At 30.1% G+C, this 16,137-nt stretch carries 15 protein-coding genes; 1 reads left to right on the top strand and 14 read right to left on the bottom strand.

What is annotated here, in order from left to right:
- Positions 1-41: 41 nt before the first annotated feature.
- The 3 genes from GFJ41_RS06340 to GFJ41_RS06330 form a co-directional block, all read right to left on the bottom strand.
- On the bottom strand, positions 42-1,439 hold the full coding sequence (locus GFJ41_RS06340; protein ID WP_035114599.1) for an Rne/Rng family ribonuclease: 1,398 nt from the start codon (positions 1,437-1,439) through the stop codon (positions 42-44).
- Between the two features lie 289 nt (positions 1,440-1,728).
- On the bottom strand, positions 1,729-2,427 hold the full coding sequence (locus tag GFJ41_RS06335; protein ID WP_021428612.1) for a TIGR03936 family radical SAM-associated protein: 699 nt from the start codon (positions 2,425-2,427) through the stop codon (positions 1,729-1,731).
- A gap of 2 nt (positions 2,428-2,429) precedes the next feature.
- A complete protein-coding gene (locus GFJ41_RS06330) occupies positions 2,430-4,277 on the bottom strand; it encodes a TIGR03960 family B12-binding radical SAM protein (protein ID WP_170074912.1) in 1,848 nt (615 codons plus the stop codon).
- Positions 4,278-4,549: 272 nt separating this feature from the next.
- Between GFJ41_RS06330 and GFJ41_RS06325 the strand changes: the two genes are divergently transcribed.
- Complete coding sequence (locus GFJ41_RS06325; RefSeq protein WP_025162087.1) at positions 4,550-5,743, top strand: FprA family A-type flavoprotein; 1,194 nt, start codon at positions 4,550-4,552, stop codon at positions 5,741-5,743.
- A 55-nt stretch (positions 5,744-5,798) separates the two neighbouring features.
- On the opposite strand, the gene mgsA is transcribed toward GFJ41_RS06325, so the two are convergent.
- The 11 genes from mgsA to GFJ41_RS06270 form a co-directional block, all read right to left on the bottom strand.
- Positions 5,799-6,212 carry a methylglyoxal synthase gene (gene mgsA / locus GFJ41_RS06320; protein ID WP_035114603.1) on the bottom strand — a complete coding sequence of 138 codons (414 nt, stop codon included), beginning with the start codon at positions 6,210-6,212 and terminating at the stop codon, positions 5,799-5,801.
- 17 nt (positions 6,213-6,229) lie between these two features.
- Positions 6,230-7,348, bottom strand: a complete 1,119-nt coding sequence (rodA, locus tag GFJ41_RS06315) for a rod shape-determining protein RodA (RefSeq protein WP_170074911.1) — start codon at positions 7,346-7,348, stop codon at positions 6,230-6,232.
- A 93-nt stretch (positions 7,349-7,441) separates the two neighbouring features.
- Positions 7,442-7,726: a cell division topological specificity factor MinE gene (gene minE / locus GFJ41_RS06310; protein WP_021428631.1), complete on the bottom strand. Its 285-nt coding sequence runs from the start codon at positions 7,724-7,726 to the stop codon at positions 7,442-7,444.
- Positions 7,727-7,743: 17 nt separating this feature from the next.
- Entirely contained in the window at positions 7,744-8,541 is a 798-nt protein-coding gene (gene minD / locus GFJ41_RS06305; protein WP_021428589.1) for a septum site-determining protein MinD, read from the bottom strand.
- A 23-nt stretch (positions 8,542-8,564) separates the two neighbouring features.
- On the bottom strand, positions 8,565-9,242 hold the full coding sequence (locus GFJ41_RS06300) for a septum site-determining protein MinC (protein ID WP_021428605.1): 678 nt from the start codon (positions 9,240-9,242) through the stop codon (positions 8,565-8,567).
- 59 nt (positions 9,243-9,301) lie between these two features.
- On the bottom strand, positions 9,302-12,298 hold the full coding sequence (locus GFJ41_RS06295) for a penicillin-binding transpeptidase domain-containing protein (RefSeq protein WP_035114606.1): 2,997 nt from the start codon (positions 12,296-12,298) through the stop codon (positions 9,302-9,304).
- A 10-nt stretch (positions 12,299-12,308) separates the two neighbouring features.
- Positions 12,309-12,797 carry a rod shape-determining protein MreD gene (gene mreD, locus GFJ41_RS06290; protein WP_035114608.1) on the bottom strand — a complete coding sequence of 163 codons (489 nt, stop codon included), beginning with the start codon at positions 12,795-12,797 and terminating at the stop codon, positions 12,309-12,311.
- Between the two features lie 15 nt (positions 12,798-12,812).
- Complete coding sequence (mreC, locus tag GFJ41_RS06285) at positions 12,813-13,697, bottom strand: rod shape-determining protein MreC (RefSeq protein ID WP_035114610.1); 885 nt, start codon at positions 13,695-13,697, stop codon at positions 12,813-12,815.
- 18 nt (positions 13,698-13,715) lie between these two features.
- On the bottom strand, positions 13,716-14,789 hold the full coding sequence (locus GFJ41_RS06280) for a rod shape-determining protein (protein ID WP_035114612.1): 1,074 nt from the start codon (positions 14,787-14,789) through the stop codon (positions 13,716-13,718).
- A gap of 28 nt (positions 14,790-14,817) precedes the next feature.
- Positions 14,818-15,477 carry a RadC family protein gene (radC, locus tag GFJ41_RS06275; protein WP_025161248.1) on the bottom strand — a complete coding sequence of 220 codons (660 nt, stop codon included), beginning with the start codon at positions 15,475-15,477 and terminating at the stop codon, positions 14,818-14,820.
- 56 nt (positions 15,478-15,533) lie between these two features.
- The gene (locus GFJ41_RS06270) at positions 15,534-16,112 is read right to left on the bottom strand and encodes a Maf family protein (RefSeq protein WP_170074910.1); all 579 of its coding nucleotides are present in this window, start codon (positions 16,110-16,112) and stop codon (positions 15,534-15,536) included.
- Between the last annotated feature and the right edge of the window lie 25 nt (positions 16,113-16,137).

The raw sequence follows: 16,137 nt of genomic DNA, 5'->3' as shown, positions 1-16,137 counted from the left end.
CTACATTTATAAATAATACTATAATTTATATAAACTGTCAACTAACTATTAAAAATAATATTCATATTTTCATGCTGAATTTCGGCTTTTTTATCTATATTTATTTTTACATTGTATTTCTTGCTTATATTATCTATTTTATCTTTATAATTTTTATCTATTTCGTCTGAAACATAAGGATTTAATTCTATTTTAACTTGTCTATACGAAGTATGTTCTTTTATTCTCATTACTTCCTTTTCTATTTCGTCTAAAATTCTATTAATCGACTTTATACTTTCTCCAGTTTTACATACAAAACATTGACTAAGATAGTAATTATCTATAGAATCTTTTTCTCTTCTTCTCGCAATTTCAACTAATCCAAGTTTTGTCATCCCCATAACATTTGTTTTTCTTCTATCTTTATCCGTTTCTTTGCTTAAAACTTCTAATAGATTTTTTTTGTATTCATTTTTTTGCATATCTATAAAATCTACAATAATTATTCCTGCTATATCTCTAATCCTTAGAAGTTTAGAAATTTCTATAGCTGCTTCTAAGTTAGTTTGATATATTGTTTCTTCTAAATTGGAATTTCCAGTAAATTTTCCCGTGTTAACATCTATTACTGTCAATGCTTCAGTCTTATCTATTATTAAATATCCCCCACTTTTTAGCCATACTTTTCTATTTAAGCATTTATCTATCTGAGATTGTACTGAATGTAGATCAAATACATTCTTATTATTTTCTAATAATAATTTTTCTTTATAATTCTTATCTATATGTCCTAGTATGTTTTTTAGTTCTTCGTACTTATCATTATTATTCACAATAATTTTTAAAACACTGTCATTTACATTATCTTTTACATACTTAGATGCAAAATCAAGATCCTTGTATAAAAGTTTTGGTCCTATGCCTAACTTGTATTCTTTTAAAACTGTGTTGTATTTTTCTTTTAAATCAAATATATCTTGTTCAATTTCCTCTTTTGAACATCCAACCGCTTCAGTTCTTATAATCCCCGTAAATTCTTCATCCACGCCTTGAACTATCTTTTTTAATCTAAATCTCTCTTTTTCTAATTTTATTTTATTTGATATAGTAAGCCTATCATTTGACGGTATATAAACTAAGTATCTTCCTGCAAAACTTATTTCAGTATTAAGTTTTGCACCTTTTGTACCTATAGCTTCTTTATTTACTTGAACCAAAATATCTTGTCCACATTTGACCTCTTCATTTTTCTTCATGCTTAAATATGCAAGCTTGTCACTTCCAATATCAACAAAATAAGCTTCTATACCTTTTAATGCCTTTTTTACAACACCTCTATAAATATTAGAAACATTCTTACTCGAATTACTCTCTATAAAAAGTTCGCTTAATTTTCCATCTTCTAAAACAGCTACCTTTTGAGAATTAACCAATGACTCTATAACAATATTTTTCAAAAGCTCACTTCCTATCCTTTCCTTAATTCACCTTCATCGAATATCAACAATCTTTTCTTATATCCATTTTAATAAAATGCGAAGAATGTGCTATATGTGTTGACGTAACACTTTACGTGCAAATCATGTCGTATGAAGGAAACACATTTACTATCCAAATGCGAAGAGTGTGCTATATGTGTTGACGTAACACTTTACGTGCAAAGCACGTCGTGTGAAGGAGACATATATAGCACACTCGAGCAACCCACTCTCGATATCAGAAAAGAGGTGGATATCCACCTCTTTTCTACATTGGAGTTACTAGCTCTCCATCTTTAACTATATATAATTCTCTTCTTAATATATCTACATCTAATGGATCAATATCTAGTTCAAATACTTCTAACATTTTAGGTATAAATATATTAGTATTTAAATTCGCCTTAGATCCTGTAGCCATAGTTGATTCTAAAGTTATAACTCTATCTTCAACATCTATAACATCAAAATTCTTTATCATAGGTCTGATGTTAACTTCTACAGTTTTTCCTTTTTTATTTTTCTTACTTATTATAATTTCTTCTTTATTCATTAATTCTGCTACTTTAGTTTTTATAAACTCTTTAGATAGTTCTTTATCCACTTCTATCGTAAACATATATTCACCATATTCTATAGTAGATGCTAATGATGGAACTTCTTTAGTTATTTCCTTTGCATTTATAAACTTTATACCATCTGGCATAGCAGTATTTATTTTTTTCATAAATTCATCAGCACTTAAATCATCTTCTATTTCAACGTCTAAGTACTCCCCTTGACTTTCTGTACCAAGTGCTAGTGCATGTCCATAACTCATCTTAGGGTGTGGGTTAAATCCTTGAGAATATGATAATTGTATTTCAGCTCTTCTAAAAGCTCTTTGTAATAACCTTTGTAAATCAAGGTGAGATATATATATCATGTCATTTTCTTTTTTAAATTTACATCTTATTATTTTACTCATAATTAGCACATCCCCTTTCCTATAGTATGAGTGTTTATTCCACATCCATTACATTTATGTCTACAATCAACTGTTACATTTTCTTGCTTTGATTGTTCATTTTCTCTAATTAAGAACTTTTTATTAACTCCAACATCTAAATGATCCCAAGGGAATACTTCTTCATAATCTCTTTCTCTATTTGCATAGAAAGCTATTTCAAGATTATTATTTTTCATTGCTTCTTCCCATATTTCTAGCTTAAAGTGCTCAGCCCATCCATCAAACTTAGCACCAGCTTTATACGCATCGTATATAACCTTACCTAGTTTTCTATCTCCTCTAGCAATAACTGCTTCCATTAAACTAGTTTTTGAATCATGATAGTTGTATTTTATATTTCCATTTTTTAATTTTTTAACTAAATGTCTTTGCTTTTCTCTAACTTGCTCTGTAGTATCTTGTCCATGCCATTGGAATGGTGTAAAAGGCTTAGGAACAAATGTTGAAGTACTAACAGTTACTCCAAATGCTCTTCTTAATTTACCACCATTAACGTCTCTGTATATATCTATAACTTTATAAGCAAGATTTGCTATTCCATCTAAATCATCATATGTTTCAGTTGGAAGTCCTATCATAAAGTATAGTTTTACACTATTCCATCCCATTTCAAATGCTTTTCTTGTAGCATTTTCTAGGTCTTCTTCTGTTACCCCTTTATTTATAACGTCTCTCATTCTTTGAGTTCCAGCTTCTGGAGCAAAAGTAAGTCCTGATTTTCTTACTTGTTGTATCTTCTCAGCTATTTCCATAGAGAAATTATCTAATCTAAGAGAAGGTAAAGATATTCCTATATTTTTAGACGCATATTCTTCTACTAAGTAATCTGTAAGCTCTGATAAATTGCTGTAATCACTTGTACTTAATGAAGATAATGATATTTCATCATATCCAGTATTCTTAACTAATTTTTCTAATATTTCTTTTAATCTGTCTAAGCTCTTTTCTCTTATAGGTCTGTATATCATACCAGCCTGACAGAATCTACATCCTCTTGTACATCCTCTAAATAATTCTAAAACTATTCTATCATGCACAGTATCTATAAATGGTACTATAAGTTTTTCTGGGTACTCTACTAAATCCATATCTTTAATTATTCTTTTGTGAGGGTTTTGTGGTACTCCCTCTCTATTAGCTTTAACTTCTTTTATAGTATTATCTTCATTGTAAGATACATCATAGAATTTAGGTATATATACACCCTCTATGTTAGCTATATCTAATAAGAACTCATCTCTAGTAGTCTTATTTTTCTTCCATTCTTTATATCTATTAACTATTTCTAAGTTAACTTCTTCCCCTTCTCCTAAAACAACTATATCAACAAAGTCTGCCATAGGTTCTGGATTATAAGCACAAGGTCCTCCAACTAATATAAATGGATCATCTAACTTTCTATCTTTAGCAAGTATTTCAACTTTTGCTAAATCCATCATATTTAAAATATTACTATATGATAATTCATATTGAAGTGTAAAGGCTAAAAAGTCAAAATTAGTTATAGCTTCTCTTGACTCTAGTGCAAATAAAGGAATATTATTTTCGCGCATTTTTTCTTCCATATCTACACTTGGAGCATATACTCTTTCACAAAATACATCTTCATCTCTATTTATAACGTCATATAATATATGACTACCTAAATGGCTCATTCCTACTTCATAAAGATCAGGGAAACAATGAGCATATCTTATAAGATTTTCATTTGTTGTATCTTTATGTATCGAATTTACTTCATTTCCTAAATATCTAGCAGGTTTTTCAACCTTTTTAAGAATCCTCTTCAAGTCTACTTTTTTATTCATAAAAATCCTCCGTAAGTTTATTTCAGTATATAAACATAAATATTATTATACACGATATACTAAGATGTATCAAAATATAATTACTTATATATTTGCAATTTGTAGTTTATTATATACAAAACTTTACTATTTTTTGTTAATATAGTATTGAGTGCAAAAGTTTTGAGAATTTTTCAAGTTTTTTGTATACAATATGTTTTAAAGTTTTATTAATGGGTATATTTTAAATATAATTACGTATTTTATTAATCACGGTTTAGGAGGAATTTTTTATGAAGGAAGCTTTTGAAATTAAAAAAGATATTTATTGGACTGGTGTTATAGATAAAGACTTAAAAATCTTTGACATCATAATGGAGACTGAATTTGGGACAACTTATAATGCTTATTTTATAGACGATGAAAAAAAAGTGTTATTTGATACTGTAAAACCAAACTTTAAAGGTGAGTTTATCGAAAAATTATCATCTTTAACAAAAATAGAAGAATTAGATTATGTTGTTATACATCATACTGAGCCAGATCATGCTGGTAGTTTAAAATATATACTTGATATAAATCCAGATGTAGAAGTTATATGTACAAATGCAGCTAAAATGTACTTAGCTGAACAAGTTAACAGACCATTTAAATGTCATGTTATAAAAGATGGGGAAACTTTAAACATAGGTAAAAGAACTTTAAAATTCATATCTGCACCATTCTTACACTGGGCAGACACAATGTTTACTTATATAGAAGAAGATAAAACATTACTTACTTGCGATGCTTTTGGATGCCACTTTGCAAGCGTAGATCCAGATGTAATAGATAGTGAAGATTACTTAAAATCAGCTAAACACTACTTTGATTGTATAGTTAAACCATTCTCTAAACATGTTTTAAAAGCTGTAAACAAGGTTGTTGAATTAGGATTAGATTTTGATACTATATTAACTTCTCACGGTCCTATATTAAGTAAAGACCCTATGGCTCAAGTTAAAAGATATGTAGAATGGTCTACTGAAACTGTTAATACAACTAACCAAGACCAAGTAGCTGTATTATACTTATCAGCTTATACTAATACAAAAGTAATGGCTGAAAAAATATACGAAGGTATAAAATCAACAGGTGAAGACGCTACTTTATACGATATAGAAAATATGGATTTAGCAGAACTTCATGATGTTATGGTAATGTCTAAAGGAATATTATTTGGTTCTCCAACAATAAACAGAACTATGGTTAAACCTATGTGGGATGCTTTCTCTCTAATAGATCCTATGGCTAACCAAGGTAAATTTGCTGGAGTATTCGGATCTTATGGATGGAGTGGTGAAGGTATAACTATGGCTGAACTACTTGTTAAAAATATGGGATTCAAGATGCCTGTTGAAACACTTAAGAAGAAATTCTTCCCAAGTGATGAAACTTTACAAGAATGTTTTGATTTTGGTGTTAAGTTCGCTGAAGCAATTAAATAAATATATAAATAAAAAAGCTATCTCATTTGAGATAGCTTTTTTATTTATATATTTATTATATACGTTGAGTATTTGTCTTTCTAACCTCTCTCCAAGAAAGTTCCCCTCTATCTAGTGCTTTGATAAATATTTCAGCTGAAGCAAGATTAGTAGCAATAGGTACATGGTACACATCGCAAAGTCTAATTAAAGCTTGTATATCTGGTTCATGAGCTTGAGCTGTCATTGGATCTCTTAAAAATATTACTAAATCAATATCTTGAGAAACTATTAATGACCCTATTTGTTGATCTCCTCCGAGAGGCCCTGAAGCTAACCTTTTTATCTTTAACTTAGTTTCATCTTCTATTCTTTTTCCTGTAGTTCCTGTAGCATATAATCCATAATTGCATAAAATAGATTCATATCCTATACAAAATCCAACCATAGTGTTTTTCATTTCATCATGTGCTATTAATGCTATATTCATACGTCACCCCTAATATATTAGAAATTTATTTTCTTTCTTCTCATACCTACATTTAGTACAAGACCTAAGTTAGCTAAAGACGTCATAAGAGAACTTCCTCCATAACTAACAAATGGTAATGTTACTCCTGTAACAGGTATTACAGCAACTGTCATCCCTATATTCTGTATAACTTGATAAGCAAACATGCTCGCTACCCCAATAACTATTAAGGTCCCATAAAAATCCTTGGCTTCTTTTGCAATAACAATCATCCTTATTAAGAATAATCCGTACAGTAAAATTATTACAAACATTCCAATGAGCCCTAATTCTTCACCTATAACAGCAAATATAAAGTCACTATCTTGAACTGGTAAGAAATCATTTTGATTTTGAGTTCCTTCATATAGCCCTTTACCTGTAGTTCCACCTGAACCTATAGCTATCATTGACTGCATAACTTGGTAGTTACCAGGTAAAGTAACGTCCTCTGGGTGTAAGAAAGCATCTATTCTTATTCTTTGATGTGGCGCCATTACCATATACATAAGAGGCATAGCTATAACTATTGCTATAAGACCTCTTTTAATTATTTTATCATTAAGTCCGGCGGTAAACAACATACCTCCTATTATACAACAAAATACTATAGCCGTTCCTAGGTCTGGCTGTACAAGTAAAAGTAATATTATAGGCGCAGCATATACTACAAGAGGCACGATATCCTTTATTGTCTTTAATTTACCTTTCTTTTCTTCAACAATCTTTGCATAACTTAGTATAAAAGTTAATTTAACTAGTTCTGAAGTTTGGAAATCTAAAGGCCCCATGTGTAGCCATGATCTAGCTCCTGCATTAGCCTTACCTATTCCTGGTATCCATACTAACAATAGTAATATTATACTGACTATGTATAACGCCTTATAATACTTACCTATAAAATTATAATCAAATAGTAGCATTACAAATATAAGCCCCATACCAAGTAAAAATGCTATTCCTTGAGTAGTTATTTGTCTATAGTTTCCTGTTGTAGTTGCATGAGTTGCACTACTTAATATAACAAGTCCAAAACTAAATATACAAATAACTATCGCAATTAGCTTCCAATCAAGCTCTTTCATTAATTTAAACATTGATCTAAAATCAAACATGTTATCACCATCTTTCTTATTTGTGACAATACCTACGCAGTATCATTTATGTTAATGCAAAAAGGGGTTTGCTAATACGCTCCCCCCATTTTTCTATCTACTTCTTTCTTTTATATTCTTTAATGGTATGTTAGCAACTAATGCTGATATAGGACCATCTTCTTCATCACTTCTAGATTTAGCCATTTTTATTTCTAATCCGTCTTCTTCTATCTCAGCATAATTTGCAATAACTTTAAGTATATCTGACTTAATAAGGTCTAGAAGCTGTGGAGAACAGTCTATTCTATCATGCACTAAAACTAGTTTAAGCCTTTCTTTTGCTACATTTTTACTAGTTTTAGATTCATTAGAAAACATCTTAAATAAATCTAACATGAATTTATCCCCCTTCACTACTTAGCCATTCCAAACATCTTCTTAATTTTAGTTAGTATATTAGTTTCTTCTTCTACTTGCATAAGAGGTATATCTTCTCCCAAGATTCTCTTTGCAATATTTTTATATGCTTGTCCTGCATTAGATCTTGAATCTAATATTGCAGGCTCACCTTTGTTAGTAGAAACTATTATAGTTTCATCATCAGGAACTAATCCAATTAAGTCTATAGCAAGAATTTCAACTATATCTTGTTTGTCCATCATATCTCCACGCTTAACCATTTCATTTCTAATTCTATTTATAACTAAGCGTATGTCTTTTACTTCATTTGCTTCTAAAAGTCCTATTATTCTATCTGCATCTCTAACTGCAGATATTTCAGGGTTAGTTACAACTATCGCTCTATCTGCTCCAGCTATAGCATTTTTAAATCCTTGTTCTATTCCTGCTGGACAATCTATAATTATAAAATCAAATGACTCTCTTAACTTATCGCATAAGTCTTTCATTTGTTCTATAGACAGAGCATTTTTATCTCTAGTTTGAGCTGCTGGAAGTAAGTATAAATTATCAAATCTCTTATCTTTTATAAGAGCTTGCTTTAATCTACAAGTACCCTCAACAACATCAACGATATCGTACACTATTCTATTTTCAAGACCCATTACAACATCTAAATTTCTAAGGCCTATATCAGCATCAACTACAACTGTCTTTTTATTTTCTAAACTTAAAGCAGTTCCTAAGTTTGCAGTTGTTGTAGTTTTTCCAACTCCACCTTTTCCTGATGTTATAACTATAACTTCACTCATAATACTACCCCCTCCTACATTAACTATCTATTTATTTTTTTGGGTAAATAATTTTCTATAACTATTGTTTCATTATTTGTAAATGCTATTTCAGGATTTATATCATCACGTGGCGAATATTCTTCTTCAGGCGCTTCAGCTATATAGTTTGCTATCTTTAAAACCATAGGATTTAAATTATTAGCTACTATATAAGCATTTTTATTACCCTTTGACCCTGCATGTATAAATCCTTCAACTTTACCCATTACAACTACATTTCCATATGCAATGACTTTAGCTCCTGGGCTTATATTGCCCATTACAACAGCACTTCCAGTCGCTATAACTTGACAACCTGGTTTCATATCACCCATTACAACCACATCGCCTTCGAACTCTACATTTTCTCCAGAGCGCATATTATTTACATACTTAGTATCATGATAAGCATATGGTATTTTAATTTCCTCTTCTATAAACTCAATATCAAATCTTGAAGTTATATCTTCCTTTAATCGAAGTAATTCCACATCACTCAAATGATTATAATTTATAGAATAAATTTTAGCTCCATTGAAAAAACCTATAGATGTTTCTATTTTATCTATTATGCATTGTCTAATTTCTTCAAACGATGCCTTCCTTTTTACATTGATAACTATGCCTCTTTTATTTCCTTTAAATTCCACTAATTCCTCATTTGTTGCTTTAAAAGACATTTTATACCTCCAAAGCTATATCTCACTTTATATATTCTCCAATTTTTTTTCAAATCCTTCTATTTTTTTAACTGAGATGCAAAATTCATTGCATTACCATCTTGTTCTTTTGCAGCTTCCGCTTCTTTATTTGATTTTTCTTCTTTATTTTTCTTTTCATCTATTAATCCGAAATATTGTCCCATAACTTCTCTCATAGGAGGTAGTGCAAGACTACTTGAATTACCTTTAGGTAAAACTGTTACAACAGCTATCTCAGGATCATTAGCTGGAGCAAAACCTACTGACCAAGCAAATGATGGATAATCTTGTTTATATGCATCTATTTGATCATCTGTTAATTTAGGATTTAATTCTTTTATTGCTTTTCTTAAGTATCTAGCTTTTGTAGCCTCACTATTGTCTGGAACAAATTCAGCTTCTGTCTTTGTATCTGCCTTTTCTTCTTTTTTACCAAATAAAGACTTGCTTTCTTTTTCTTCTTTTTGCTTTTCAGCTTTTTGTTCTTTCTCAAACTCTACTTTAGCTTTTTCATTTGCTTCTTTTAAAAGTTTGTTTGCTTCTTTAACAGCTTCATCTTTAGATACCCCATATGATCCCATATGACTAATTAAGTAATCATATTCATTTTCTGTAGGTATCTTACCACTTCTCTCTGCTGTACCTGTTTTTACAGCTGTTTCAATAGGGAAATTAGCAAATACACTTTTTCCTCCACCTATTTTAGCAACTTGTTTCATCCCTTGAGTTAAATCCTTTAAATTATTAGGATCTTTAAAAGGTATTTTTTCAACTTTATTTGTATCTACCTTAACATCTTTAAAATCACTAGAAACAGTTTTATCAACTACAGAAGCTTCTACTAAGTTTCCTCCATTAGCTATTGCTGCAACGTATCTAGCTATTTGTGCTGGAGTATATGCATTTTCCCCTTGCCCTATAGCTAAGTTGAATGTATCTGCATCTGACCAATTTCCAAAGTTAAAGTAGTTAAATTTAGCAAAGTCAGTGATTTCTGTTATTTTATCTTCTTTAACATGAAGCTTTTCAAGTCTCTTCATAATTTCATTTCTTGAAGGATTATCTTTAGTCCAGCTTACAATTTCATTAATTCTTTCATTGTACTCATCTGGATTTTTAGCTTTTGTTATATCCGTAAAAGCATCTCTCATTTTTTTGTCTAATTCTATTCTTAGAGAGTTTTCTGTGTTTCTAAGTTTATCTTCTTTATTTGGAACTTGTCCTTTACTTTCTCCTACTTCAGATTGAAGACCAGTATTATCATTTAATCCAAATAATTTTGCATATTCTAATATTTTCTCAGGTCCTGTATCTATCCCAAGTTTTTCTTTTGACTGCCAGTTATATCCAGTACCTACAGTATAGAAATAAATATTACAAGATTCTTGTATAGCTTTATATAAATTTGTATATCCATGGTTTGATCTACCGTGATGCCATACATAATCGGCAAACGGTCTATTTCCAAGATAAATTACACCAGGGTCATTTATAGCATAATTTGGGCTTAAACCCCCTTCTAATGCAGCCATACCCGTTACCATCTTAAATGTAGATCCCGGTTGGAATGCTCCATTTGTAACCAAGTTATTCAGAGGATTTGCTGATAAAACATCATTAGGATTTTTAGGTTGTAATTTTTCGTATTCCTCTGATGATATTCCTGTTGCAAATAAATTTGGATCGTAATTAGGATAACTAGATGAAGCTAAAATGTCTCCAGTTTTAACATCAATTACTAGCATAGCTCCAGAATCTAAATATGGAGCTGTTTTTCCAGCTGCACTATAGTTTCCAAATACACTATTAAAAGTTCCACCAGATCTTGCTGCTTTTATTATTTTTTCTAATGAATCATCAGATACCTTTTGTAAATCTTTATCTATACTAAGATATACAGTATCTCCAGATTTTGGTTCTTTTACATCTAACTCTTTACTTACTCTCCCAACAGAGTCAACCTCAACCTTTTTGTATCCATCTTCACCTTTTAACTTATCTTCATAATATCTTTCAATACCTGTTTTTCCTACTATATCGCTTTTGCTATATCTTGTATCTCCAGATTCTTGCTTTTTAGCAAGTTCATCCTCTGAAATTTTACCCATAGTCCCTAGAGTATGAGATGCTAAGTTCTTTTCAGGATAATCCCTAACTGGCTCTATAGCTACCGATACACCTGGGAATTCTATAGCTCTTTCTTCTATTTCAGATATAGTTTTTTCATTTACATCTTTTGCTATTGTTACAGGTTTATATTGAACAAACCCTTGAGATTTAAGTGCATCTCTAACAATCATAATTTTCCTAGCATCTGTATTAGATAAGCTACCAGGTATTTCATAATATTTTCTGATTTCTTTGAATGCATTTTTTGCATTAATATTTATATTGTCTATCTTGTATGCTTTTAACCAGTCTTCTTTGTTTCTTTGCTCCGTAAACTTCCAGTCTTTAACTAAAATTGGAGGATATATTCCTACAGAGTTTAACTTTTTTTGAATTTCAGCTGGTTCTAAATTTCTTACAGATGATTCTATTTTATTTTCCTTTATAGCTTTATCAACTATATAGTAAAAAGTCTCTTTAGCATTTAATTCCAACGGAACCTCATTTTCCAATTTATAATCTCTTATTTTCTTATCGAATGTATAGAAGTACTTTCCATTTTCTACATATATAGGAAATTCATCTATAAATTCCTCTTTATTTTTTTCTAATAAATTGATTAGCTCCAATGAAATTTCATTAGCTTTAGTTTTTCCATTTTTATCTTTTTTGTTAACTCCATCATTTGATATGTGAATTGTGAAAGAGTTTCTGTTAGAAGCTAATGTACGACCATATCTATCTTTTATTTCTCCTCGCGGAGCTTTTATCGGAATTTCTTTATATGTTTTATTACTAGCTAACTCATTATAATGCTCATGCTTAAATGTCGTCATGTATATAATTTTCGCAAGTATAATACAAAGAACTACAATAATTATATACTTTATTATATCAAGCCTATCAAATCTTTTATTTTCATCCATTTAATCACCACTAATCTTTTTTCAATTTAAGGATTGACCCCTTGAAAATATAATAAAAAATTAAGCTTCCTATACTATTTACAAGTGGCACTGTACATATCCCCTTAATGAAGATATGTAAAATATCATAAGTTTGGTATACTGTCCCTAAAAGAACTATATTTACAATAGAATCTATTAAACTTGTTATAAAAACTAATGCAAACACAGTTATATAGCTATTTTTGTATATCTTATCATTTAAGTTGCTTATTCCATATGCTACTACAGCTAAAATCAAAGCATTAACCCCAAATATACTGCCTAAAGCTATATCTTTTACAAACCCTAATAAAACAGCTATTGTAACAGCTTCTATATCATCTAAGTACAATGATATTATAGTAATATATATTAGAAGAAAGTTTACGCTAACTCCAAGTATATCAACATAATTAGTGATACTGCCCTCTACTATAACTATCAAAACACCAATAAGAAAAAGTAATATTCTTTTCATTTGTAGTTTCTCCTTCTAATTTATATTTCTTGGTTCGATAACTACAACATCATCAATGTTTTTGAAGTCAGCATATGGTTTTACTATTATATTTTTTAAACCTTTGTTCTTGTCATCAATAACTTTTTCCACTGTTCCAATAGGTATTGATTGTGGATATAGACCTAGTCCAGATGTCACAACAACATCTCCTGGAAGTACATCATATGAAGTTGAGAACATATAACCTTCTAATAAACCTTCTGCTTTATAATTTTTGTTTTCATTTGCTTCCTGACTTATTACACCTTTGCTTTTAGGATCTTTTAGTAATTGAAAGCTTACTGATGATTTTGTATCTAATAAAGAAATAGCTTTACTATAGTTATCAGAAACTTCGTAAACAACACCGACCAATCCATTTCCTCCAACTACAACACTATCTTTTTTAACTCCGTCATTCTTTCCTGCACCTATTATAAATGACTTATACCAGTTCCCGTCATTTTTACCTACTACTTGTGCACTTATCATATTTTTTTTGTATTTTTCATCTATAAAGTTTAGTGATTTTTTTAAACTTTGTAGAGATTGAGTACTTGATGATTCTTCTTTTAAATTAATTATTTCTTGTTTTAATTTTTCATTTTCTTTTTCTAACTTATCAACTTTATTTGCGTTTTCTTTAAATTTAAATATGTTACTTGTACCGTCTTTAATAAAAGTAAACCCTTTGTTTAAGTTGCTCTCAATTGATGATATCGAACTTAATACAACGCCACTTCCTTTAATTCCACCTTTAGAGTATCTGCCTATTGATATTCCTACAATTCCAATTAAAGTGATAGCAACCCCTATAGTTGCTACCACTTTAACATTATATTTTCTATTATTTTTTTTCTTATTATTATTTAGTTTCACCCTATCACCAACTTTAAATTATCTTCTACTGTTATTCATCATTAATACTTTTTCAAATATTTCTTGATCTTCTACAGATTTTCCAGTACCTAAGGCAACGCAGTCTAAAGGATTTTCAGCTATATGAACAGGCATTCCAGTTTGCTCTTTTACTAACTTGTCAAGCCCTCTAAGTAAAGCTCCACCTCCAGTTAGCATTATTCCGTTTTCCATTATATCTGAAGATAATTCTGGTGGAGTTTTTTCTAAAGTTGATTTAATAGCATCTACTATTGATGTTATAGGCTCTTTTAAAGCTTCTCTAACTTGAGATGATGATATGTGCTCAGTCTTAGGAAGTCCAGATATTAAATCTCTACCTCTTATTTGCATAGTTTCTTCTGAGTCATCTTTAAATGTTGATCCGATTTGTATTTTTACATCTTCTGCAGTTCTTTCACCTATCATTAGGTTGTACTCTTTCTTAACATAGCTAACTATAGACTCGTCAAACTCGTCTCCACCTATTCTTATAGATTTAGCAGTAACTATACCACCTAAAGATATTACAGCTATTTCTGTAGTACCTCCACCTATATCTACTACCATGTTTCCTTCTGGTTCTTCAACTCTAAGTCCAGCTCCTATTGCCGCTGCCATAGGCTCTTCTATAAGATATGCATCTCTTGCTCCTGCTTGTCTAGCAGCTTCTTCTATAGCTCTTTTTTCTACTTCTGTTACACCGAAAGGTACACAGATTGCTATCCTTGGGCTAACTACACCTTTGTTAGATGCTGCTTTTTTAATAAAGTAACTTAACATCGCTTGAGTAACATCAAAATCTGCTATAACTCCGTCTTTCATAGGTCTTATAGCTACTATATTTCCAGGTGTTCTACCTATCATTTTCTTAGCTTCTTCTCCTACTGCTAAAACAGATTTACTGTCATCTCTTATAGCTACAACAGATGGTTCTCTAACTACTATACCTTGTCCTTTTATATAAACTAATGTATTTGCTGTTCCTAAATCTATTCCCATGTCCTTAGACATTTTATTAAATCCAAATAAAGATTTGAATCCTTTTTTCTCTTTCTTTTCTTTCTTTGCCATAATTTCAAGCTCCTTTCACATATATCCATCAAATTATCATATTTTCCTTAAAACTGTAATAAAGCCCATCACCTATTATTATATGGTCTATGACTTCAATACCTATTAATTCGCCACATTTTACTAATCTAGACGTTACATTCTTATCTTCACGAGATGGTTCTATACTTCCTGATGGATGGTTATGCATAAGAATAATTTTGTTACTACTTCTTTTTATAGCTTCTCTAAACACTTCTCTCGGATGAACCACTGACATGTTAAGAGTCCCTATAGAAACATCAATATCACATATTATTTCGTTTTTTGTATTCAAAAGAATCGTTTTAAAAACCTCTTTATTTAAATACCGTAAACTATCCATGTAATATTTATAAATATCCCATGGGTTTGTGATTTTATATTTTGTAGGTTTTGCACTCGCTATTCTTATACCTAATTCTAAAGATGCTTTTATTTGAGCTGCTTTAGATAGCCCTATGCCATCAATTTCACATAACTCTTGTATAGTTATGTCCTTTAACCATCTTATTCCTTGTCGATCTTTATTTATTATATAATTTGCTAATTCTAAAACACTTTGTTTTTTAGTTCCTGTCCTCAAAATGATTGCTAATAATTCAGCATTAGATAAGCTTTTTTCTCCTTGTGTAAGCATTTTTTCTCTAGGTCTTTCTTCTAATGCCATCTCCTTTACACTAATACATAAACTTGATGACCCCATAAAAAATTACCTCCCTAGAATTATTTAAAAAGATTTATATTGAAATTTATTTTAAGGATATCACTTAACTTTGATATTGGTAATCCAACTATATTAAAATAATCTCCCTTTATTTCTTCAACTAGTAGAGCTCCATATCCCTGTATCCCGTAAGATCCAGCTTTATCTAAACACTCTTTAGTACTTATGTAATCCTTTATATCTTGGTCAGTTAATTTTTTAAATTTAACATTACTTATAGCATAGTCCACTAACTTTTTTTCATTTTCTAAGTTTACTATGCTCATTCCTGTTATTACTTGATGTTCTCTATTCGATAATTTGCTTAACGTTTTAAAAGCTTCTTCTTCATTTTTAGGTTTCCCTAAAATTTCATTGTCTAAAACAACAATAGTGTCAGCTCCAATAACTAAATCACTTGGATTGTTTTGAGCAACACTCATACATTTTTCAAATGCTAGTCTTAAAACTAGTTGTATAGGCTCCTCATTTTCAAATATTATTTCATCTATATCGCTAGTTATGACAGAAAATTTAAGATTTGTATTTTCTAAAATCTCTTTTCTTCTAGGCGATCCTGATGCCAATATTATATTCATTAATTCACCTCTTTTTTGATACTTA

The sequence above is a fragment of the Paraclostridium dentum genome (assembly GCF_012922555.1).
GTDB classification, from domain to species: domain Bacteria; phylum Bacillota; class Clostridia; order Peptostreptococcales; family Peptostreptococcaceae; genus Paraclostridium; species Paraclostridium dentum.
This window is presented reverse-complemented; position numbering and strand designations above follow the sequence as displayed.